The organism is Microbacterium foliorum (assembly GCF_006385575.1).
GTDB classification, from domain to species: domain Bacteria; phylum Actinomycetota; class Actinomycetes; order Actinomycetales; family Microbacteriaceae; genus Microbacterium; species Microbacterium foliorum_B.
This window is the reverse complement of record NZ_CP041040.1, coordinates 1,880,155-1,900,893: the sequence shown is the minus strand read 5'-3', so window position 1 is coordinate 1,900,893 and position 20,739 is coordinate 1,880,155. Positions and strand designations below refer to the sequence as shown.

Genomic DNA, 20,739 nt, shown 5'->3' with positions numbered 1-20,739 from the left:
CGCGCCTGGGAGGTCAGCGGGTACGGCGCCCCGGTCGCCTCCGCGCGGGAGCGAGCTCGGCGGTCGACCACAGAGCCCACAGCACCAGGAGCGGCTGGAGGAAGAGGCGTCCGAAACGACGAGCCTCGGTGTCGAGCCCCGGCGTCGACCGGTGAGTGCGCCACTGGTGCACGTTCCCGGGGAACACGGCGACGAAGAACGCGGCGGTCGCGACGCCTATGCGGCGTCTCTCCTTCGGAAGGGCGAGCAGCCCGACCGCGAGAGCGACCTCAGCGGCTCCTGAGGCGATCACGATCGCGTCCTTATCGAGGCGCGTGGCGTTCGTGGCCCAGTCCGGCACGACGACCCTGAAGCCACGGGTGCTCACGAAATGGACGATGCCGATCGCCCCGAGGGCGAGTGCGAGGATCCAACGCGCCAGTGCTCTGATCATCTGCTCACGCTACCCCGACGGCTTTGGATGCCGTCTGATGACGTCGCGCGTGCTGCCGCATCCTGACCCCCCTGCGCCACACTGGACACCATGACCGTCCTGCGCATCAGCATCCTGTTCGTGCTCGCCGCCGTCGCCGAGATCGGCGGGGCCTGGCTCATCTGGCAGGCCGTCAAGGAGAACAGGGGCTGGGTGTTCGCGGTGCTCGGAGTCATGGCCCTGGGCGCATACGGGTTCGTCGCGGCGCTGCAACCCGACGCGAACTTCGGTCGCGTGCTGGCCTCATACGGCGGCGTCTTCATCGCGGGCTCTCTGGCCTGGGGGATCATCGTCGACGGCTTCAAGCCGACGGTGTGGGACTGGGTCGGCTCGGCGATCGCGCTGGTCGGAGCCGCGATCATCATCCTCGCTCCGACGGCGGCGAACACGGCGTCGGACGCGACGCTGTAGCGGTCAATCGCCCCCGGGCATGCGAGTAGCCTAGATCCAGACCAGATGGAGTGTGCAGTGCCTGAAAATGCCCAGCCGAAAGACGGCTTCGCCCTGTTCTCTGACCGTTCAGTCGTCGCGATGCGCGTCAACGGAACCCTCAAGGATCTCGCCGCTACAGTGACGGATGCCGACGAGGTCGAGCCGGTGACGATCGACAGCCCCGACGGGCTGAACATCCTCCGCCACTCGGCTGCGCACGTGCTCGCGCAGGCGGTGCAGCGGATCAACCCGCAGGCGAACCTCGGCATCGGGCCGCCCATCACCGACGGCTTCTACTACGACTTCGGTGTCGAGACGCCGTTCACCCCCGAAGACATCAAGGCCATCACGAAGGAGATGCAGCGCATCGTGCGTGAGGGCCAGCGCTTCGTGCGCCGCGTCGTCACCGACGACGAGGCACGAGCTGAGCTCGCCGACGAGCCGTTCAAGCTCGAGCTCATCGGCCTCAAGGGCGGTAAGGAAGCGGCCGAGGGCGCCTCGGTCGAGGTCGGTGAGGGCGAACTCACGATCTATGACAACACGACCCGCGACGGTGAGGTCGTCTGGAAGGACCTCTGTCGCGGGCCGCACCTGCCCAACACGCGCATGATCGGCAACGGCTGGGATCTCACCCGCATCGCCGCCGCCTACTGGCGAGGCAGCGAGAAGAACCCGCAGCTGCAGCGCATCTACGGCACGGCATGGCCGTCGAAGGACGAGCTGCGCGAGTACCAGCACCGCCTCGAGGAGGCCGCCAAGCGCGACCACCGCCGACTGGGCAAGGAACTCGATCTGTTCTCGTTCCCCGAGGAGATCGGCTCGGGTCTCTCTGTCTGGCACCCCCGCGGCGGCATCGTGCGCGGCGAGATGGAGCAGCACGCGCGCAAGCGCCACATCGAGGGCGGCTACACCTACGTCTACACCCCGCACATCTCGAAGGAAGACCTCTTCCTCACCTCGAACCACCTCGTCACGTACAAGGAGGGCATGTACCCGCCGATCGTCATGGACGAGGAGCGCGACGACGAGGGCAACATCACCAAGCAGGGTCAGGACTACTACCTGAAGCCCATGAACTGCCCGATGCACATCCTGATCTACAAGGAGCGTGCACGCAGCTACCGCGACCTGCCGTTGCGCTTCGCCGAGAACGGCACCGTGTACCGCAACGAGCTGTCCGGCGCGCTGCACGGTCTCACTCGCGTGCGCGGCTTCACCCAGGACGACTCGCACCTCTTCGTGACCCCCGATCAGCTCGAGGCCGAGGTCTCCAAGGTCCTCGAGTTCATCCTGTCGATGCTCCGCGACTTCGGCCTGACCGACTTCGAGCTCGAGCTGTCGATGAAGGACGACGAGAAGTCGAAGTGGATCGGATCCGACGAGTTCTGGGACTCCTCGACCGATGCTCTGCGGCGCGTCGCCGTGGCATCCGGTCTGAAGCTCACCGAGGTGCCGGGCGAGGCTGCGTTCTACGGCCCCAAGATCGACCTGAAGACGCGCGATGCGATCGGCCGCACCTGGCAGCTGTCGACGGTGCAGGTCGACCCGAACCTTCCTGAGCGCTTCGAGCTCGAGTACATGGACAAGGACGGCCAGAAGAAGCGTCCGATCATGATCCACCGTGCGCTGTTCGGCTCGATCGAGCGGTTCTTCGCGATCCTGCTCGAGCACTACGCCGGGGACTTCCCGGTGTGGCTGTCGCCGGTGCAGGTCGTCGGCATCCCCGTCGCAGACGAGTTCTCCGACTACCTCGGCGACATCATCACCACGCTGCGTGACTCGGGCGTGCGCGCCGAGCTCGATTCCTCGGACGACCGGATGCAGAAGAAGATCCGCACGCACACGACCGGCAAGGTTCCGCTGCTGCTGATCGCGGGGGAGAAGGACCGCGATGCCGGCACCGTCTCGTTCCGCTACCGCGACGGCACGCAGGAGAACGGCGTGCCGATCACCGACGCCGTCTCTCGCATCCGCGCCGCGATCGATGCGCACACGCTCGTGCAGACAGCAGGGGACCTGGCGTGACGACGCCCTCGGAGCCGTGGGAGGACGCCGGCGAGTTCGCCGGCGTCCCCGACGAGTTCCAGCGTCTGTGGACCCCGCACCGCATGGCCTACATCCAGGCCGGGCCGGAGCCGTTGCGCGAGGAGTGCCCGTTCTGCGAGGCTCCGAAGTTCCCGGATGCCGAGCGGCTGATCGTCGCACGCGGAGAGACGGCCTACGTGCTGCTCAACCTGTTCCCCTACAACTCGGGACATATGCTGGTCTGCCCGTATCGCCACATCGCGACCTACGACCAGGCGACGCCGGAAGAGGTCGCGGAAATCGGTGAGCTGACCCAGATCGGCATGCGGGTGCTCCGGGAGGTGTCGCGCTGTGACGGCTTCAACCTCGGTATGAACCAGGGCGCCGTCGCGGGAGCGGGCGTCGACGGCCACCTGCACCAGCACATCGTGCCGCGGTGGACGTCGGACGCCAACTTCTTCCCGATCATCGCGAAGACCAAGGCGCTGCCACAGCTGCTCGGCGAGGTCCGCGAGGCTGTCGCGAACGCGTGGCCGAAGGGCTGATGCGGTTCAGCGCACCTGTCGTGCGGTGAACTGCATTCGCGGGTTCGCGTAGAACTCCTGCGCCTCGACGAGCTGCAGTTCGCGTGCACCGGACTCGAGGGTCGCGGCGAGCAGATCGAAGACGCTGGATGCCGTGCGCTCGAGCGCCGTCTTGGCGTCGCCAGTCGCGACATAGTGCGCCGTGAAGAGGGCCGCGGTCACGTCACCCGAGCCGTTGGCCTTCATCGGCAGACGCGGTGTCTGCACGATCCAGGCGCCGGTCGGGTCGGCGACGAGCATCTCGATGGTGCCCTCTTCGCGGTCGGGGCGCTCGACGCTCGTGACGAGCACCGTGCGCGGTCCCATGGCCATCGCGAGGTCGACCGAGGCCAGAGTGGACTCGAGCGTGTCGGGCTCGGTGTCGGTGAGGAAGCCGAGCTCGAACTGGTTCGGAGTGATGATGTCGGCGGCCGGCACGACCTTCTCGCGCAGGAGGATCGGGATGGCCGGTGCGACGAAGCATCCGGACTTCGCGTTGCCCATCACCGGGTCGCACGCGTACACGGCTTCGGGGTTGGCCGCTTTGACCCGTGCGACGGCATCGATGATCACATCGCCGATGCCCTCGCCGCCCTGATAGCCGCTGAGCACCGCGTCGATCTCGCCGAAGACGCCGCGCTCCTCGATGCCCGTGATGACCTCACGCACGTCGTTCGGATCGATCAGGGGTCCGCGCCAGGCGCCGTAGCCGGTGTGGTTCGAGAAGTTCACCGTGTAGACCGGGAGAACCTCGACGCCGATGCGCTGCAGCGGGAAGACTGCGGCGGAGTTTCCGACATGGCCGTACGCGACGGCGGACTGGATGGAGAGGATCTTCATTCTCCGATCCTTTCAGTGAGGGCGGGAAGGATCCCGCGGCGGGTGATCATCGCACGGCCGCGACGAGGTCGGCGACGAGCGTCTCCGCGTCGTCGTCCGACAGGTCGTGCACGGTGAGGCGCAGGTGGTGTGAGGGTTCGGCCCGCTCATCGAGGGCGAAATCGTCTCCCGTGCGCGCCAGCCATCCGCGTCGCATCAGTCGTTCGGCGACGACCCTCGCCGGTTTCGGAAGCTGCACCCACAGGCTGAGTCCGTCGGTGGCGGGGGAGTCGAGTCCCTCCTCACGCAGACGGGTGGCGAACGCGGTGTTCCTCGCGGCGTAATGCTCGCGGGCCTCGGCGATCCGTGAGACGACCGATTCGTCGGTCAGCTGGGTCAGAGTGAGGCGCTGCAGCAGGTGGCTGACCCAGGTGGTGCCGGGGCTGAGCCGCATGGCGAGGCGCTCGGCCGTGGTCGCGTCCGTCGCGGCGATCGCGAGGCACATGTCGGGTCCCAGGAACTTCGAGACCGAGCGCACGAGGGCGAACCGTCGGTGCTCCGGGCCGATCAGCGACTCGTACGGCCGATGGGACAGCATCGAGAAGTGGTCGTCCTCGATGATCAGCACATAGGGGTGGTCGACGAGCACGGCGCGCAGCTCGGCGGCGCGCGTGGCTGTGAGGCTCGCGCCGGTCGGATTCTGGGCACGCGGGGTGCAGATCACGGCGCGGATGCCGGCATCCAATGCGTCGCGGAGTCCCTGAACGGTCATGCCCTCGTCGTCGACGGGCACCGGCACGGCGCGGTATCCGCCGAGACGCACCGTGTGGATGCTGGCCAGGAAGCAGGGGTCTTCGAGCGCGACGGCGTCATCGCGCATCAGGGCCTGCGCGAGAAGACGCTCGACCGCATCGACTGCGCCGCTGGTCACGGTGATGCGGAAGTCGAGGTGTCCGATGTCGTTCGTGATCCACTGCTGCGCCCACTGCTCGAGACCACGGTCGATCACGGGTTCTCCATAGAGCACGGGTCGCCCGGCGACCGTGGCGAGCGCGTGCGACGGATCGGGGATCAGCCGGGGGTCGGGGTTGCCGGTGCCGACGTCGCGCAGCACCGTGTCGGACGCGTAGCCCTCCTGGGCGACGGCCTCCAGACCCGTGATGACGGTGCCCGCGCGACCGCGCGAGATGACGATGCCCGCCTGGGCGAGCTGCCGGTAGGCGGCGACGGCGGTGTTGCGATTGACACCGAGCGTCGCAGCGAGCTCACGAACAGGTGGAAGAGGGCTCCCTGCGCGCAGGACTCCGCGATCGCGCAGCCCTCGCACGCTGTCGGCGATGTCCGCTGCGGTCGTTCCGGTGATCTGGTCGCTCATGAGTCCTCACGTCCGATTCTAGGTCGTCCCGGACAGTGCTACTGTTTGGCCTAGATCAAACGAGACATCGTTTCGACAGCCATGCACATCGTGCTTCCCCGACAGGAGCTCTCATGACCGAACAGACCACCACCGGATCCTCGCGCGTCAAGCGCGGTCTCGCTGAGATGCTCAAGGGCGGGGTGATCATGGACGTCGTCACCGCCGACCAGGCGAAGATCGCCGAGGATGCCGGCGCTGTCGCCGTGATGGCCCTCGAGCGGGTTCCCGCTGACATCCGTGCCCAGGGTGGCGTCTCGCGCATGAGCGACCCCGACATGATCGACAGCATCATCGCTTCGGTCTCGATTCCTGTGATGGCCAAGGCGCGCATCGGCCACTTCGTCGAGGCGCAGGTGCTGCAGGAGCTCGGTGTCGACTACATCGACGAGTCCGAGGTGCTGTCGCCCGCCGACTACGTGAACCACATCGACAAGCAGGGCTTCAACGTGCCGTTCGTCTGCGGTGCCACGAACCTCGGTGAGGCGCTCCGCCGGATCAACGAGGGTGCTGCCATGATCCGTTCCAAGGGCGAGGCCGGCACCGGCGATGTCTCCGAGGCGATGAAGCACATCCGCAAGATCCGCGGCGAGATCGCCGCGCTCACCGCACTGCCGAAGGACGAGCTGTTCGTCGCTGCGAAGGAGCTGCAGGCACCTTACGAGCTCGTGGCCGAGATCGCCGAGACCGGCAAGCTGCCCGTCGTGCTGTTCGTCGCCGGCGGTGTCGCGACGCCCGCAGATGCCGCGATGATGATGCAGCTCGGCGCCGACGGCGTGTTCGTCGGATCCGGCATCTTCAAGTCGGGAAACCCTGCAGAGCGCGCCAAGGCGATCGTCAAGGCGACCACGTTCTTCGATGACGCGAAGGTCATCGCTGAGGTCTCACGCGGTCTCGGCGAGGCGATGGTGGGCATCAACGTCTCCGACCTCCCCGCACCGCACCGCCTGGCCGAGCGTGGCTGGTAGCCCACGGGTCGGGGTGCTCGCGTTGCAGGGCGATGTGCGCGAGCACGCCGCCCTGCTGGCCGGACTCGGCGCCGAAACGGTGCTGGTGCGTCGCCCCGAAGAGCTCGCGGTCGTCGACGGGCTCGTGATCCCCGGTGGCGAGTCCAGCGTGATCGACAAGCTCTCTCGCACCTTCGGGATGCAGGAGCCGATCCGTGCCGCGATCGCCGCGGGGCTTCCGGTGTACGGCACGTGCGCCGGGTTGATCCTGCTCGCAGACGAGGTGCTCGACGGCATTGAGGGCCAGCAGTCGTTCGGCGGCATGGACATCGCGGTGCGCCGCAATGCCTTCGGGCGACAGACGGATTCCTTCGAGATTCCGCTCGACGTTCCGGCGCTGGGGGAGCTCCCGGTGCACGCGACATTCATCCGCGCTCCGATCGTCGAGCGGGTCGGTCCCGACGTCGAGGTGCTCGCGACGCTGCCCGACGGTGGGATCGTCGCAGTGCGGCACGGGGCGCTCCTCGGAACCAGCTTCCACCCCGAGGTCGACGGCGAGACGCGCTTCCATGAGATGTTCCTCGAGCGTGTCGGAGACCGCAGCGGTCGATGACGTCTATCCAGGGCGACCCGCCATGCACCTGCGCATGACGAGTCGGGGTCCCAGGTCGGACTATTCTCTTTCGAGTGACTGGATCCAGGGCTGAGGCCGCGTACGCGCGCGCCATCACCGCATTCAGCACCCCGACGCTCGACCTTCTGCACGGTCGATTCGCCCCGTTCGTCGTGGCGTCGCTCACCCTGCTGTTCAACGCTGACCGGGCGTCGGTGGCGGTAGCGGATGCGCACGCCGAAATGGCCGAGGTGCTCGACGAGCTCCGCGCGGCGGGGCGCGACGAGGACGACAGGAAGCTGCCGTCGGGGAGCGGACGCGACGTATGCCGCAGCTGGGTGCGCCTGGGGTGGCTGATCCAACAGATCGACGACGACGTCGAGGTCTATCGTCTGTCGGCGCACGCCGTCGCCGCGCTCGAGATATCTGGCCGCACCGGCGGCGGGCGGACGCGGGTGTCGAACTCCCGGGTGCGCACCCTGCTCGACGCCGTGGAACATCTCTCCGTCAGCGCCGAGGTCGATCCGGTTCGTCGCCTCTCCCGGCTGCAGGCGGAGCGCGACATCATCGACGCCGAGATCGCGCGAATCCAGGAATCCGGTCACGCGGTGCCTGTAGATGACGAGGAACTCCTCGAGGAAGCGGAGAACGTCCTTCATCTGGCGCGTGAGCTGCCGGCCGATTTCACCCGAGTGGCTGAGTCGCTCCGGGCCATGCAACGCGATGTCGTCGCTCACCTTCGGAGGGATGAGAGGCCGACGAGCGAGGTGCTGCGCGAGTATCTCCAACGCGCCCAGGACGTGATGCAGTCGACCCCGGAGGGGCGTGCCTTCGCAGGAGCCCTGCGCCTGATCGGCGACCCCGAGCGCATCGATGCCCTCACCGAGCAGCTTCGTGAGCTTCTCGACCAGCCCTTCGCGCGCATGCTCGACGGCTCGCAGCGTGCCGAGCTCGATGCGATCGCCCGCCGCGTCGAACTGGGAGTGGAAGAGGTGCTGGCCGCTCAGCGCCGTGCCTCGCACGTGATCACCGGTCAGGTGAAGACCCACGATCCGCTGCGGGATCGTCAGATCGACGACCTTCTGCGAGACGTCATCGCAGGGCTCCACGGCTGGTCAGAGCCGGCCACGGTCGTCGATCCGGTGCGCAGCATGCCGCTCGTCGACCTCGGGCATCTCCGTCAGACGACCAGCGACATCCGCCCGCCGCGAGCTCCCGCCCCGCTCACGGATGCCGACGACGTCGACTTCCTCGACCACGACACGCGTGCCTGGGGTGGTCCGAGGTACGCCGAGCTCGAGGAGTACGTCGCCGGACTCGGTGCGGAGTTCGATCTCGCCAAGGCGTTCCGGGCGGTTCCTGACGCGGCTCGACGCCCCGTCGATCTCCTCGGACTGCTCGAGATCGCGCACCGGAACGGCCTCACGGACGGCGATGGCATCTCGACGGTCGAAGCCCTGAGGCCTGACGGGACGACTCGCCGTTTCGCTTTCGGCACCGTGATCGCCCGCAGCACGAAAGAGGATGCAGATGAGTGACGACGACCTCACGACGGCCGTCGCTGACGAGGGTTTCATCGCCCCCACCGCGATGGAGGACGACCTCGAGGCGCACTTCCCGGGTGACCGCGGCACGCTCGATCCGGAGATCAGGCGTGTGCTCGTGCACCTCCTCCAGCGCCGCTTCATCTCGATGGAGCGCAACCGGCGCGAGTGGACGCTGCTGATCGAGCACCAGCACGTGATCGAGTCGCGGCTCAATGACATCTACCTGCGGCTGATCATCGATCACGCACGAGGGTTCGCGTACAAACAGCAGCTGCGCTCCGACGAGGTCGAGATGCCCGTGCTGCTGAAGGACTCGCCGTATTCGCGTGCCGAGACGCTCGTGCTGGTGCACCTGCGAACCGTCTACCAGCGCGAGTCCGCATCCGGCGAGGGCTCGGTGCGGATCGACATCGAGGACGTCGAGCAGACCGTCCTGAGCTACTTCGCCGATGCCGACGGGGGAACCGCGAAGCAGCAGAGGGCGATTCGCAGCGCATTGGACAGGCTGGACAGAGAGGGCATCGTGCAGGAGGAGACCAGCGGACGGTATCGGATCACCGCGCTCGTCGAGGTGGTGCTCAGTGCCGAGACCCTCAAGGAGCTGCGGGAGTGGCTGCGAGCCCAGTCGGCGGTGGCGCGATGACGATGATGGACACGCTCTTCGGGATGATCCCCGCGAGCTCTCGCGGCCAGCAGTGGGTCGCCGAGGAGCTGCAGCTCATCAACTGGGGCGGTTACGACGGCGGGCCGCACCGCGTGCGGTTCTCACCGGATGCCACCCTGCTGTGCGGCGGATCGGGCTCGGGCAAGTCCACGCTCATGGACGGCTACATCGCCCTGATGATGCCGCACACCACTCCGTTCAACGGTGCCTCCAACGGTGGCGTCACCGGGCGTCCGCGCGGGGAGGAGCAGCGGAACATCCTGTCGTACGGGCGCGGCAAGATCGACGAGTCCCGCACCGACGAGGGCACGAAGCTCCGTGTGCTGCGCGGCGACGGCGAGGACACGTGGAGCGCCGTCTCGATGACCTGGTTGGACCACGACGGATCGCGCTTCACGGCGGTGCGCGGGTGGTACATCCCTGCGGATGCCCGAACGCTCGAGGACACGGCGAGGCTGCGAGCGACGGTCGACGGCACGTTCGACCTCACGCAGCTCGAGCGCGCCGCGGTTCACCGCCTCAGCGACACTTCGGTGCGCGCCGTCGGGTTGGATCCGGTCGCGACCGATCGCGAGTTCTCGGCACGGCTGCACGCCGTGCTCGGCATAGGCGCGGCCGGCTCCGGCGCGAAGGCGATCAGTCTTCTCGCCCGCATCCAGGCGGGGCAGCAGATCACCACTGTGGACGACCTGTACAAGAAGCTCGTGCTCGAAGAGCCCGAGACGATGACGACCGCGGACGCGGTGGTCGCTCACTTCGATGAGCTCGAGAGCACTCGCACGCGGATGCTGGTCGCCAAGCAGCAGGTGGCGGCTCTCGAGCCAATCCGCGGGATCTCGCAGCGGATCGAAGAGGCCTCGGAGCGGATGCGGGTCGTGGATGAGGTCGGTGTCTTCTCTGAGCCGACCTCGCTCGCGGCGCTGTGGAGCGCCGAGCGTCGTCTCGACCTGCTGCGTGAGGTGGAGACGGAACTGCGCGACCGGACCCAGGCGCTCCGGCTGGCCGTGCGCGAGAAGAACGCCCTCATCACCGCCGCGGAGGTCGAGCGCGAAGGGCTTCTCGATGTCCTGCGACAGTCCGGAGGCGATCGTCTCGAGACCGCTCAGCGAGAGCTGCGGGGCGTCGAGCGCCGCCTCGAAGACGTTCAGCGCGAGCGGGCGCGTTTCGACGCGGTCGCCGGCGAGCTCGGCGCCGAGGTGAACGACGCGTCCCAGTTCGAGAGCCTGCTCACCCGTGTCGGTCAGGAACTGCCGCAGGCCGGGATCCGAGGCGCCCGCGCGGACTTCGCCGACGCCGAGTCCGCACGCAGAGCGGTGGAGACCGAGCTCGCGCAGGTGCGTGCCGAGCGCGACCGCACCCGAGACCTGCGGGGGAGCATCCCCGCACATCTGCACGAGTCGAGAGCCCTGCTCGCTCAGGCCGCCGGGCTCGCCCCGACGGATCTGCCCTTCGTCGGGGAGCTGATCGAGGTGCGCACCGAGTTCGAGCCGTGGCGGGAAGCGTTCAATCTGGCACTCGGCGGGTTCGCGCGGACGCTGCTGATCGACGTCTCTAACCTCCCTCGGTTCCGCACCGCCATCGACTCGGTGCGCACCGCGGAGCGGATCACCTACGAGGGTGTGCACACCGGTCTCGCCGAGTCTCGGACGGCCGACCCTCGAACCCTTCCCGGCCGTCTCGATCACAGGTCGACGCCGTTCACCGGGTGGCTTCAGCAGCGACTCCGCGAGCGGTTCGCGTACGTGTGCGTCGACTCGACGGCCGAGCTCGCCCAGCATCCCCGTGCTCTGACGCTCACCGGGCAGGTGTCGCAGGGAGACCGGGGGTCCCACGGCGGGCATGGCCGCGCGAACATGCTCGGGTTCTCGAACGCGCGCCGTCTGCGGGAACTCGACGAGCAGATCGCCGAGCTCGAGATGCGACGGGATGCGGCGGCCGCGGCGGCCGAGTCAGCGGAGTCGGCCCTCGACCGCATCGAGGCCACCGCGAAGGCACATGCGAAGATCGAGGACCTCACCTGGGAGCAGATCGATGTCGAGGCCGTCTCGGCGGAGCGCGAACGATGGCTCGCGGTCGAGGCGGAGGTCACCGACGAGAACCCGAAGATCGCGGAACTGCGTTCTCAGGCTGACGAGCTGAGGAAGCGGGCGAGTCGTCTGCGGGACGAGAGCTCCCGTCTCGGGGGCGACCTGACCCTCGCCCAGGACCGTTGGGTGGACGTGACCGACCAGGTCGACGACTGTCAGAGGATCGTCGATGCGGCCGAGGCGGCGGAGATCGCGCTCGAGGAGCGGCATCGTTCGTTCCTCGACGCGCGCTTCCTCGGTGCGGACGCGGCTGTCAGCGTCACCGCGTCAGAACGGCTCGCCCACCTCGACTCCGCATTGCGCACCGCGGCGACCAGGCTGCTCGAGGACCGCACGTCGGCGGCCACGGCGCACGCGGATCAGCGCGAGCAGATGCGACGCCTGATGACCGGGTTCCTCGAGCGCTGGGACACCCTCACGATCCTGCCCGACCCCGACGAGTCGGTCGCCGAGTTCGAGGGGATCCTCGATGCGCTGGAGACCAACGGCCTGCACGAACTGGAGTCCGAGTGGCGGGACAGCCTTCTCAAGCTGTCCGGAAACGATCTGACGAGTCTGGACTCGACGCTCGGCCGCTCGCTGCGCGAGATCAAGAACCGCATCGACCCGATCAACAGGATCATGGAGGAGCTGCCGTTCTACGACGATGAACACCGCCTTCAGATCACGCCACGCGAGAACCAGTCGGAAGCGCGCAGGCGATTCCGCAAGGAGCTGCGTGAGGTGCGCAGCCTCATCGACGCCGCCGAGACGGACGCCGATCGCGAGAGCGTCTACCGGAGGATGAGCCGCCTCATCGGTCGGATGCGGCGGACGGCGCCGGACTTCGCCGAGCTCATCGACGTGCGCAACCATGTGCGGGTGAGTGCGGAGCGGATCCATGCCACGACGCGCGAGCACGTCGCGCTCTACGATCACATCGGCGAGAAGTCGGGTGGAGAGTCGCAGGAGCTCGTCGCGTTCATCGTGGGCGCGGCGCTGCGATATCAGCTCGGCGATGCGGGCGCGGAGCGTCCGCGGTACGCGCCGGTGTTCATGGACGAGGCACTGATCAAGGCGGACGCGCATTTCACGAAGCGTGCGATCGGCGCGTGGCGGGGTCTCGGGTTCCAGCTCGTGATCGGTGCGCCGAACGACAAGTACAGCGCGATCGAACCGCACGTCGATGTGGAGTACGACATCCTGAAGGACACCCGCGGTCGCTCGTGGGCCCGGCCGAAGGTGGGTCTCCCGACCGGGGGCGAGTGATCGGGGCGGGGCTAATCAGCCCGACACGAGAGTCCGGATCGCGGTGACGGTGCGGTCGATGTCGTTTCGGGTGGTCGCCCACGACGACATCGAGCAGCGCAGCGCTGCGCGACCTCGCCACTCGGCGCCGGTCAGAGCGGCTGTACCCTCGGCGAGCACGGCGTCACCCAACGCCCGCGTCGCATCGTCCTGTTCGAGCCGGAACATGACCTGCGTGTAGTCCACCTCGTTGAGGATCCGGATGCCGTCGATCGAGGCGAGCCCCTCGGCCATCGCCACCGCGTTCTCGTGAAGTCCGTCGAGCAGACGCGCGATGCCGTCTCGCCCGAGGCTGCGCATCGCCGCCCAGGCGGGAACACCTCGCGCTCGACGTGACAGCTCGGGGGTGACATCCCATGGATCCAGGCTCGTGTAGATGAGATAGTCGCCCCCGGTGCGGAACGCGGCGATCGAGTCGGCCGGGTCGCGGACGATCGCCATGCCGCAGTCGTACGGCACGTTGAGGGTCTTGTGCGCATCGGTCGCCCAGGAGTCGGCACCGGACATGCCTGCCGTGAGCGGTCGCAGCGATTCGGAGGCCGCGGCCCACAGCCCGAATGCCCCGTCGATGTGCACCCAGGCGCCGTGTTCGTGAGCGATCGGCACGAGTGAGGCGAAGTCATCGAATGCGCCGGTGTGCACTTCGCCGGCCTGAAGACAGACGACGGTCGGTCCTGCGCCGTCCGCGAGGGCTCTGCGCAGCTCATCCGGGCGCATGCGGCCCTGTGCATCGGATTCGACGACGGTGATCTCGCTGCGGCCGATCCCGAGGAAGCGTGCTGCCCGATCGATCGATCCGTGACGGTCGGCGCCCACGACGAAGCGGAGCGGAGGGGACCCGCGAAGACCCTTTTCGCTGAGGTCCCAGTCGGCTCGGGCGAGCACGGCGTTGCGTGCGGTCGCGAGGCAGGTGAAGTTCGCCATCTGACCGCCCGTGACGAATCCGACGCTCGCGGATTCGGGTAGGCCGAGAACGTCGAGCATCCATCGTCCGGCTACACGCTCCAATGCGACGGTGGTCGGAGTGAGCAGAGCTGAACCCGAGTTCTGGTCCCACGCCGATACGAGCCAGTCGGCGGCGAGAGCGGCGGGGTGTGTGCCGCCGATCACGAACCCGAAGAAGCGTCCGCCGGGAATCGCCACGAGGCCCGGATCGGCGCGCGAGACGATCTCGTCGATGACATCCTCCGCGTCCATGCCCTCTGCAGGCAAAGGCCCGCCGAACGCGTCGAGCATCTCGGAGAGGGTCGAGCGCGGCCACACCGGTCTCTCCTCGAGTGATCCGAGGAACTCGAGTGCCGCGCGGTGAGCGGCGTCCAATCCGCGGATCCTGTCATCGTCGACACTGTGGTCCATGAGTCAGGACTACACCCGCGGCTGTCCTCACACCAGAGGGATGCCGTGCGGATCGACGCCACGAGTGGGCGACCGGAGCCCGTCGGCGCTTGTGCAGCCACGGAGCGGGGGCGTGGTTCGATAGAATGGACGACGCCCTGGGCAGTGCCCACGGCGGATACGACGAGCGGAGAATTATGTCCGGGCATTCCAAGTGGGCCACCACGAAGCACAAGAAGGCCATCATCGACTCCAGGCGCGCGAAGTCCTGGGCCAAGCTCATCAAGAACATCGAGGTCGCCGCCAAGCTCGGCGGAGCCGATATGCAGGGCAACCCCACCCTCTTCGACGCCGTTCAGAAAGCGAAGAAGACCTCGGTCCCGAAGGACAACATCGACCGCGCGGTGAAGCGCGGGGCGGGTATCGGTGGCGAGGCCGTCGAGTACACCTCGATCATGTATGAAGGATACGGCCCCAACGGCGTCGCCATGATGATCGAGTGTCTGACCGACAACAAGAACCGTGCGGCCGCCGAAGTGCGCACCGCCCTCAGTCGCAACGGCGGAACGCTGGCAGACCCCGGCAGCGTGGCCTACAACTTCAGCCGCAAGGGCGTCATCGTGGTCGGCTCCGAGGGCACCACCGAAGACGACGTGATGATGGCCGCTCTCGAGGCGGGCGCAGAGGAGATCGAGCCGCACGCCGAGGGCTTCGAGATCATCACCGAGGCCACCGATCTCGTCACCGTGCGCAGCGCCCTTCAGGAGGCGGGAATCGACTACGAGTCCGCCGACGTCGAGTTCGTTCCGAACCTCAAGGTCGAGATCGACGCCGACACCGCGCGCAAGATCTTCCGCCTCATCGATGCGCTCGAAGACAGCGAGGACGTCCAGAACGTCTTCACGAACTTCGACCTCACCGCCGAGGTGCAGGCCGAGCTCGAGAACGACGACGCCTAGGCGCGCCGACGCCTCACCCTTCGACGCGACGCTTAGCCTGGGGGAGTGACCTCCTCCTCGCTTCGCGTGCTCGGCATCGACCCGGGTCTCACTCGATGCGGCGTCGGGGTGGTCGACGTGGATCGAGCCCGTCGTGGCACGCTGGTGCACGTCGGAGTCATCCGCTCTGCGCCCGATCTGCCGATCGGTGAGAGGCTCGCGCTGGTCGCCGCCGGCATCCGCGAGGTGATCGAGACCCATCGTCCGGATGCCGTCGCGGTCGAGCGTGTGTTCGCACAGCAGAACACCCACACCGTCATGGGCACCGCGCAGGCGAGCGGAGTGGCACTGCTGCTCGCGGCCGAGGCCGGTCTTCCTGCGGCGACGCACACTCCGAGCGAGGTGAAGGCCGCCGTGACCGGCTACGGCTCGGCCGACAAGCGCCAGGTGCAGGCGATGATCGCGCGCATCCTGCGCCTGGACGCACCTCCGCAACCGCCCGATGCCGCAGACGCCCTGGCGATCGCGCTCTGCCACGCATGGCGACGCGGAGCCGTCGGCGCGCCAGGGCAGGACGCGCTGACGCCGGCGCAGAAGGCGTGGGCTGACGCGGAGCGTGTCGCTCGAACATATCTACGATCCGGTGCGTAGGCTGGTCGGATGATCTCCTCGCTGCACGGCGCTGTCCTCCACTCGACCGCCGATCAGGTCATCATCGACGTCGGCGGCGTCGGATTCTCTGTCGCCGTTCCGGCCGATGTGGCACACACAGCGGCCGTCGGCGAGAAGCTGCTGTTGCACACGAGCCTGATCGTCCGCGAAGACTCGTTGTCCCTGTTCGGCTTCGCCGATCGCAGCGAGCTCGAGATCTTCGGACTGCTCATCAGCGTGACCGGCGTCGGGCCGAAGTCGGCGCTCGGTGTGCTCTCGCACCTCACCGTCGACCAGATCGCGGAGGCTGTGACCGGTGAGGACGACGCGCCGTTCCGACGTGTCTCCGGGATCGGACCGAAGACGGCCAAGCTCATCGTCCTCCAGCTCGCAGGCAAGGTGCACCCTGTCGGCGCCGGGTCGAAGCCGACGAAGGCCGGTCCGGTCGATGTCGTCGGCCAGGTCACCGCTGCGCTCGTGGGTCTCGGCTGGTCCGAGAAGGTCGCCGCCGATGCCGCCGCGCAGACGGCCGCCGAGGCTTCGGAGGCAGAGCGAGCGGCCGTAGCGCCGCTGCTGCGCCGCACCCTCGCTCTCCTGGGGCCTGCACGTGTCTGACGTCCGCGACGCTGCCGAGCCGTCTGACGACACGGAGCTCGCCATCGAGGGCGCTCTACGCCCCACGAGCCTGGGTGAGTTCGTCGGTCAGCAGAAGGTGCGTGGACAGCTCCAGCTTCTGCTCGATGCCGCTCGCATCCAGAACCGCCCACCCGACCACATCCTGCTCGCGGGTCCTCCAGGACTCGGCAAGACCACGCTGGCGATGATCGTGGCGCACGAGAGCGAACGCCCGCTGCGACTCTCGAGCGGACCGGCGATCCAGCACGCGGGCGACCTTGCCGCCCTGCTCTCGAGTCTCGTGCCGGGTGAGGTGCTGTTCATCGACGAGATCCATCGCATGGCACGCTCGGCGGAGGAGATGCTGTACCTCGCGATGGAGGACTTCCGCATCGACATCATGGTCGGCAAGGGTGCGGGCGCGACCAGCATCCCGCTCGATTTGGCCCCGTTCACGCTCGTCGGCGCGACCACTCGCTCCGGCCTGCTCCCCAACCCGCTGCGAGACCGCTTCGGCTTCACCGGCCACCTCGAGTTCTACGACGAGCCGGAGCTCGAGCGCGTCATCGCTCGCTCCGCTCTGATGCTGCGCGTCGATCTGCCCCACGATTCGCTCTCTGAGATCGCGCGCAGATCGCGGGGTACACCTCGAATCGCGAACCGCCTGCTCCGACGAGTGCGCGACTATGCGCTCGTCCATGGCGGCGGTGAGGCTTCGCTGCACGGCGTCCAGGCCGCGCTCGAACTCTACGACGTCGACCCGATCGGCCTCGACCGCCTCGACCGAGCCGTGCTCGAGGCACTCGTGCGTCGCTTCCGCGGCGGTCCTGTCGGACTCAGCACGCTCGCGGTCGCGGTCGGCGAAGAGGCCGAGACCGTCGAGAGCGTGGTCGAGCCGTACCTCGTGCGCATCGGATTCCTCGGCCGCACACCGCGTGGTCGAGTGGCCATGCCGGAGGCCTACGCCCACCTCGGCATCGCGCACCCCGACGGGGCGCTTCGTCTTGATGACCTATAATCACTGAAGACTTCCCCCGATAGAACTGCGCGCCCGTTTTTGTGCGCGCACCTGAGAAAGGCCCTTCGCCACCATGCCCATGGAAATCCTCCTCTTCGGCCTTCTCGCCGTGCTCGTCGTCTTCATGTTCGTCAACGGACGCAAGCGCCAGAAGCAGATGAAGGCGGAGCAGGAGGAGAAGGCCTCCAAGACCGTTCCCGGCGTCAAGGTGCTCATGCAGGGCGGCATCTACGGCACGATCGTGGCGTACGACCATGACGACCTCGACTCGCCCGCGCTCGTCGAGATCGCGCCCGGCACGGTCATCGAGGTGCACAGCCAGGCGATCCTGCGCATCGTTGAGCCCAAGGACGCCGTCGTCGAGGATGCTGACGACTCGGTCGTCGTGATCGACGAGGCTCCCATCGTCGACGACGCTCCTGGCATCGAGACGACCGAAGAGACCCGTCGCCGTCTCGAGCGCGACGCCGACGACAAGTAGCCTTCGCGCTGCACCACTTCGGCACTCCGGCAACTTAGAAAGCTGATCACACGTGGCCACTTCTTCCCCGGTCCGTCATGCCTGGCGGGTCCTCATGGGCCTGCTCCTGGTGACGGGCGTCCTCTTCGGCATCAACGCCCTCGGTGTCCACGTCTTCAAGGACAGCAACGGGGAGGCGGCGAGCTCGTGGGCTCCTGAGCTCGCACTCGACCTGCAGGGCGGCACGCAGATCGTCCTGAGTGCGGAGACCGAAGACGGAGCTGCACCCTCGTCGGAGCAGCTCGATCAGGCGGCGTCGATCATCCGCCAGCGCGTCGATGCGTCGGGCGTGGCCGAGGCCGACATCACCACCGAGGGTGGCCGCAACATCGTGGTCCAGATCCCGGGTGTGGCCGACGAGCAGACGCGTGCGCGCATCCAGTCGAGCGCACAGCTCGAGTTCCGTCCGGTGCTCGCCACCACCGCCGGGACGAACCAGTACGTCGGTGAAGACGGCAACGAGACGCCGTACCCGACCCCGGACGACTCGCTGAACGCGACGCCGACGGTCGAGCCGACCGACGCGAGCGACCTCGCGTGGGTGACAGACCGGCTGGCTGCGGAGTTCCAGGCCTACGACTGCGCGAACCCCGAGAATGACCCTTCGAACGCGCCCCAGGACGAGCCTCTGGTCGCGTGCGATCCCACCGGCCAGGCGAAGTACCTGCTCGGCCCGACCGAGCTGACCGGCGACGCGATCACCGACGCCACCGCGGGCCGCGATCCGCAGTCCGGCGCATGGAACGTGCAGCTCACGATGAACGCCGATGGGGCCGAGGCGTTCGGCGAGGTCAGCACTCGTCTCAACCAGAACCGCCTGGCCGAGCTCTCGCCGCGTGATCAGTTCGCCTTCGTCCTCGACGGGTCCGTCATCAGCGCACCGCGGATGAACGGGCAGATCCTCGACGGTCGCCCCAGCATCTCGGGCGACTTCACTCAGGAGTCGGCGACCGCCCTGGCCGACCAGCTGAAGTTCGGCGCGCTGCCGCTGAGCTTCGAGGTGCAGAGCTCCGACACGATCTCGGCGACCCTGGGTACCCAGCAGCTCCAGATCGGCCTCATCGCGGGACTCATCGGTCTCGCTCTCGTCGCCATCTACTCGCTGATCGTGTATCGAGCGCTTGGAACCGTGATCATCGCATCCATCGCCGTGATGGCGGTGCTGACCTACGTCATCATCTGCATCCTGGCGTGGCGACTCGGGTTCCGTCTGTCGCTCGCCGGTGTCGCAGGCCTCATCGTCTCGATCGGCTTCACCGCCGACTCGTTCATCGTCTACTTCGAGAGAATCCGAGACGAGCTCCGCGACGGCAAGTCGATCACCTCGGCGGTCGAGGACGGCTGGGGCAGAGCCAAGCGCACGATCTACATCTCGAAGTCCATCAACATCCTTGCCGCCGTCGTGCTGTACATCCTCGCGGACTCCACGGTGAAGGGCTTCGCCTTCACGCTGGGGCTGACGACCCTCATCGACGTGTTCATCTTCGTGATCTTCACCCACCCGGTCATGCAGCTGCTCGCCCGCACGAAGTTCTTCGGCGGCGGGCACAAGCTCTCGGGTCTCGATCCCGAATCGTTGGGCGCCGTGTACCGCAGCCGATCGCAGTTCCGTCAGGTGTCGACCGTGACGGCGGGCCGAGGCGCGAAGAACTCCAGGGCCAAGGGTGAAGCCGAGCGCCGTCAGACCATCGCGGAGCGCAAGCGCGCCGAAGCACTAGCCGGTGACAGATCCAGCCGCACCGGAAGCGAGGGGGACGCCTGATGGCTTCCATGAATGAGTTCGGCAACAACCTCTACACGGGAAAGACGTCCTTCCCGTTCGTCGCCAAGCGTCGCCTGTGGTTCATCATCGCGATCGTGCTGGTCGTCGGCTCGGCGCTGGTGCCCCTCTTCCGCCCGATCCAGTTCTCCATCGAGTTCACCGGTGGGTCGCAGTTCACTGTGCAGGCGCCCGACAGCACCGATCAGCAGACCGCGACCGACGCCGTGCAGTCCGTCGTGCCGGGTGCGGCGACCAAGGTCGTCGTCATCAACGGCAGCGACATCCGCGTGCAGACCGACCAGATGGGCGCAGACGAGACCCAGCAGGTCTCCAACGCCCTGGCTGATGCGTTCGGAGTGGCACCAGACAGTGTGACGTCGTCGTTCATCGGCCCGGCCTGGGGCGAGAACGTCACCAAGCAGTCGTTGTGGGGCCTTGCGATCTTCCTCGCCCTGACCTTCCTCATCCTCGCCATCTACTTCCGCACCTGGAAGATGTCGGCCGCTGCGATCGTCGGCCTTCTCGACGTGCTCGTCATCACTGTCGGCGTCTACGCCCTTGCCGGTTTCGAGATCTCGCCTCCGGCGGTGATCGGATTCCTGACGATCCTCGCCTACTCGCTGTACGACACCACGGTGGTGTTCGACAAGATCAGGGAGAATACGACCGAAGACGGCGAGAACTCCTCTCGGACGTTCGGCGAATCGGTCAACCTCGCGGTGAACCAGACGCTCATCCGATCGATCAACACCTCGGTCGTGGCCGCTCTGCCCGTCGGAGCGGTGCTCTTCATCGGCGCCTTCTGGCTCGGTGCGGAGTCTCTGACCGACATCTCGCTCTCGATCTTCGTCGGCATTCTCGTTGCGACGTATTCGACGTTGTTCGTGGCGGCTCCGCTGTACTCGTTCTTCCGCGAGAACGAGCCGCAGATCGCTGCGCGAGACGCGAAGATCCGCGAGGCGCGAAGCCTCGCCGCTGCAGAGGCCTGATAGTCCCCGCTCAGCGGGGCCGCACCCCGCAGAGCACGCGT

Annotated in this window: 19 protein-coding genes; 15 read left to right on the top strand and 4 right to left on the bottom strand. The window is 67.4% G+C overall.

Annotated elements, in window-relative coordinates; all coding sequences use genetic code 11:
- Nucleotides 1–13 precede the first annotated feature (13 nt).
- Nucleotides 14–433, bottom strand: coding sequence for a DoxX family protein (locus FIV50_RS09075; protein WP_140037158.1), 420 nt, complete (start codon nucleotides 431–433; stop codon nucleotides 14–16).
- 90 nt (nucleotides 434–523) lie between these two features.
- Between FIV50_RS09075 and FIV50_RS09070 the strand changes: the two genes are divergently transcribed.
- From FIV50_RS09070 to FIV50_RS09060, 3 genes are all read left to right on the top strand, one after another.
- Nucleotides 524–883, top strand: a complete 360-nt coding sequence (locus FIV50_RS09070; RefSeq protein WP_140037157.1) for a YnfA family protein — start codon at nucleotides 524–526, stop codon at nucleotides 881–883.
- Nucleotides 884–1,003: 120 nt separating this feature from the next.
- Nucleotides 1,004–2,929, top strand: a complete 1,926-nt coding sequence (gene thrS / locus FIV50_RS09065; RefSeq protein ID WP_258184489.1) for a threonine--tRNA ligase — start codon at nucleotides 1,004–1,006, stop codon at nucleotides 2,927–2,929.
- On the top strand, nucleotides 2,926–3,474 hold the full coding sequence (locus tag FIV50_RS09060) for an HIT family protein (RefSeq protein ID WP_140037155.1): 549 nt from the start codon (nucleotides 2,926–2,928) through the stop codon (nucleotides 3,472–3,474). Before thrS ends, FIV50_RS09060 begins: the two co-directional genes overlap by 4 nt.
- Nucleotides 3,475–3,480: 6 nt before the next feature.
- On the opposite strand, the gene pdxY is transcribed toward FIV50_RS09060, so the two are convergent.
- Both pdxY and FIV50_RS09050 read right to left on the bottom strand, forming a co-directional pair.
- Nucleotides 3,481–4,332: a pyridoxal kinase PdxY gene (gene pdxY, locus FIV50_RS09055; protein WP_140037154.1), complete on the bottom strand. Its 852-nt coding sequence runs from the start codon at nucleotides 4,330–4,332 to the stop codon at nucleotides 3,481–3,483.
- Nucleotides 4,333–4,378: 46 nt separating this feature from the next.
- Nucleotides 4,379–5,686 carry an aminotransferase class I/II-fold pyridoxal phosphate-dependent enzyme gene (locus FIV50_RS09050; RefSeq protein WP_140037153.1) on the bottom strand — a complete coding sequence of 436 codons (1,308 nt, stop codon included), beginning with the start codon at nucleotides 5,684–5,686 and terminating at the stop codon, nucleotides 4,379–4,381.
- A 113-nt stretch (nucleotides 5,687–5,799) separates the two neighbouring features.
- Between FIV50_RS09050 and pdxS the strand changes: the two genes are divergently transcribed.
- The 5 genes from pdxS to FIV50_RS09025 all read left to right on the top strand — a co-directional run bounded on the left by pdxS (nucleotide 5,800) and on the right by FIV50_RS09025 (nucleotide 12,831).
- Nucleotides 5,800–6,693 (top strand): pyridoxal 5'-phosphate synthase lyase subunit PdxS, encoded by an 894-nt coding sequence (pdxS, locus tag FIV50_RS09045; protein ID WP_140037152.1) that lies wholly within the window; start codon nucleotides 5,800–5,802, stop codon nucleotides 6,691–6,693.
- Nucleotides 6,683–7,285, top strand: a complete 603-nt coding sequence (pdxT, locus tag FIV50_RS09040; protein WP_258184195.1) for a pyridoxal 5'-phosphate synthase glutaminase subunit PdxT — start codon at nucleotides 6,683–6,685, stop codon at nucleotides 7,283–7,285. The genes pdxS and pdxT overlap by 11 nt, the downstream gene beginning before the upstream one ends.
- A gap of 74 nt (nucleotides 7,286–7,359) precedes the next feature.
- Entirely contained in the window at nucleotides 7,360–8,823 is a 1,464-nt protein-coding gene (locus FIV50_RS09035) for a DUF3375 domain-containing protein (RefSeq protein ID WP_140037150.1), read from the top strand.
- The gene (locus tag FIV50_RS09030) at nucleotides 8,816–9,475 is read left to right on the top strand and encodes a DUF4194 domain-containing protein (protein ID WP_140037149.1); all 660 of its coding nucleotides are present in this window, start codon (nucleotides 8,816–8,818) and stop codon (nucleotides 9,473–9,475) included. Before FIV50_RS09035 ends, FIV50_RS09030 begins: the two co-directional genes overlap by 8 nt.
- A complete protein-coding gene (locus tag FIV50_RS09025) occupies nucleotides 9,472–12,831 on the top strand; it encodes an ATP-binding protein (RefSeq protein WP_140038705.1) in 3,360 nt (1,119 codons plus the stop codon). Before FIV50_RS09030 ends, FIV50_RS09025 begins: the two co-directional genes overlap by 4 nt.
- A gap of 15 nt (nucleotides 12,832–12,846) precedes the next feature.
- Here the strand turns inward: FIV50_RS09025 and FIV50_RS09020 are convergent, their stop codons facing one another.
- Nucleotides 12,847–14,226: a pyridoxal phosphate-dependent decarboxylase family protein gene (locus tag FIV50_RS09020; RefSeq protein ID WP_140037148.1), complete on the bottom strand. Its 1,380-nt coding sequence runs from the start codon at nucleotides 14,224–14,226 to the stop codon at nucleotides 12,847–12,849.
- Between the two features lie 176 nt (nucleotides 14,227–14,402).
- Between FIV50_RS09020 and FIV50_RS09015 the strand changes: the two genes are divergently transcribed.
- The 7 genes from FIV50_RS09015 (at nucleotide 14,403) to secF (ending at nucleotide 20,698) form a co-directional block, all read left to right on the top strand.
- A complete protein-coding gene (locus FIV50_RS09015) occupies nucleotides 14,403–15,164 on the top strand; it encodes a YebC/PmpR family DNA-binding transcriptional regulator (protein WP_140038704.1) in 762 nt (253 codons plus the stop codon).
- A 45-nt stretch (nucleotides 15,165–15,209) separates the two neighbouring features.
- Nucleotides 15,210–15,794, top strand: a complete 585-nt coding sequence (gene ruvC, locus FIV50_RS09010; RefSeq protein ID WP_140037147.1) for a crossover junction endodeoxyribonuclease RuvC — start codon at nucleotides 15,210–15,212, stop codon at nucleotides 15,792–15,794.
- A 9-nt stretch (nucleotides 15,795–15,803) separates the two neighbouring features.
- Complete coding sequence (ruvA, locus tag FIV50_RS09005; RefSeq protein WP_140037146.1) at nucleotides 15,804–16,409, top strand: Holliday junction branch migration protein RuvA; 606 nt, start codon at nucleotides 15,804–15,806, stop codon at nucleotides 16,407–16,409.
- Nucleotides 16,402–17,427 (top strand): Holliday junction branch migration DNA helicase RuvB, encoded by a 1,026-nt coding sequence (gene ruvB, locus FIV50_RS09000; protein WP_140037145.1) that lies wholly within the window; start codon nucleotides 16,402–16,404, stop codon nucleotides 17,425–17,427. The genes ruvA and ruvB overlap by 8 nt, the downstream gene beginning before the upstream one ends.
- A gap of 73 nt (nucleotides 17,428–17,500) precedes the next feature.
- Complete coding sequence (locus FIV50_RS08995; RefSeq protein ID WP_308810368.1) at nucleotides 17,501–17,908, top strand: preprotein translocase subunit YajC; 408 nt, start codon at nucleotides 17,501–17,503, stop codon at nucleotides 17,906–17,908.
- 52 nt (nucleotides 17,909–17,960) lie between these two features.
- Nucleotides 17,961–19,709 (top strand): protein translocase subunit SecD, encoded by a 1,749-nt coding sequence (gene secD, locus FIV50_RS08990; protein WP_140037144.1) that lies wholly within the window; start codon nucleotides 17,961–17,963, stop codon nucleotides 19,707–19,709.
- Entirely contained in the window at nucleotides 19,709–20,698 is a 990-nt protein-coding gene (secF, locus tag FIV50_RS08985; protein ID WP_140037143.1) for a protein translocase subunit SecF, read from the top strand. The genes secD and secF overlap by 1 nt, the downstream gene beginning before the upstream one ends.
- The last annotated feature ends 41 nt before the right edge of the window (nucleotides 20,699–20,739 follow it).

Excerpts from the sequence above, each read along its gene's own strand:
- FIV50_RS09020 (WP_140037148.1), bottom strand. The coding sequence starts at position 14,226 with ATGGACCACAGTGTCGACGATGACAGGATCCGCGGATTGGACGCCGCT.
- ruvA (WP_140037146.1), top strand. The coding sequence starts at position 15,804 with ATGATCTCCTCGCTGCACGGCGCTGTCCTCCACTCGACCGCCGATCAG.
- secF (WP_140037143.1), top strand. The coding sequence starts at position 19,709 with ATGGCTTCCATGAATGAGTTCGGCAACAACCTCTACACGGGAAAGACG.
- FIV50_RS09025 (WP_140038705.1), top strand. The coding sequence starts at position 9,472 with ATGACGATGATGGACACGCTCTTCGGGATGATCCCCGCGAGCTCTCGC.
- FIV50_RS09015 (WP_140038704.1), top strand. The coding sequence starts at position 14,403 with ATGTCCGGGCATTCCAAGTGGGCCACCACGAAGCACAAGAAGGCCATC.
- thrS (WP_258184489.1), top strand. The coding sequence starts at position 1,004 with ATGCGCGTCAACGGAACCCTCAAGGATCTCGCCGCTACAGTGACGGAT.
- pdxY (WP_140037154.1), bottom strand. The coding sequence starts at position 4,332 with ATGAAGATCCTCTCCATCCAGTCCGCCGTCGCGTACGGCCATGTCGGA.
- FIV50_RS09050 (WP_140037153.1), bottom strand. The coding sequence starts at position 5,686 with ATGAGCGACCAGATCACCGGAACGACCGCAGCGGACATCGCCGACAGC.
- FIV50_RS08995 (WP_308810368.1), top strand. The coding sequence starts at position 17,501 with ATGCCCATGGAAATCCTCCTCTTCGGCCTTCTCGCCGTGCTCGTCGTC.
- pdxS (WP_140037152.1), top strand. The coding sequence starts at position 5,800 with ATGACCGAACAGACCACCACCGGATCCTCGCGCGTCAAGCGCGGTCTC.
- FIV50_RS09070 (WP_140037157.1), top strand. The coding sequence starts at position 524 with ATGACCGTCCTGCGCATCAGCATCCTGTTCGTGCTCGCCGCCGTCGCC.
- FIV50_RS09030 (WP_140037149.1), top strand. The coding sequence starts at position 8,816 with ATGAGTGACGACGACCTCACGACGGCCGTCGCTGACGAGGGTTTCATC.
- FIV50_RS09075 (WP_140037158.1), bottom strand. The coding sequence starts at position 433 with ATGATCAGAGCACTGGCGCGTTGGATCCTCGCACTCGCCCTCGGGGCG.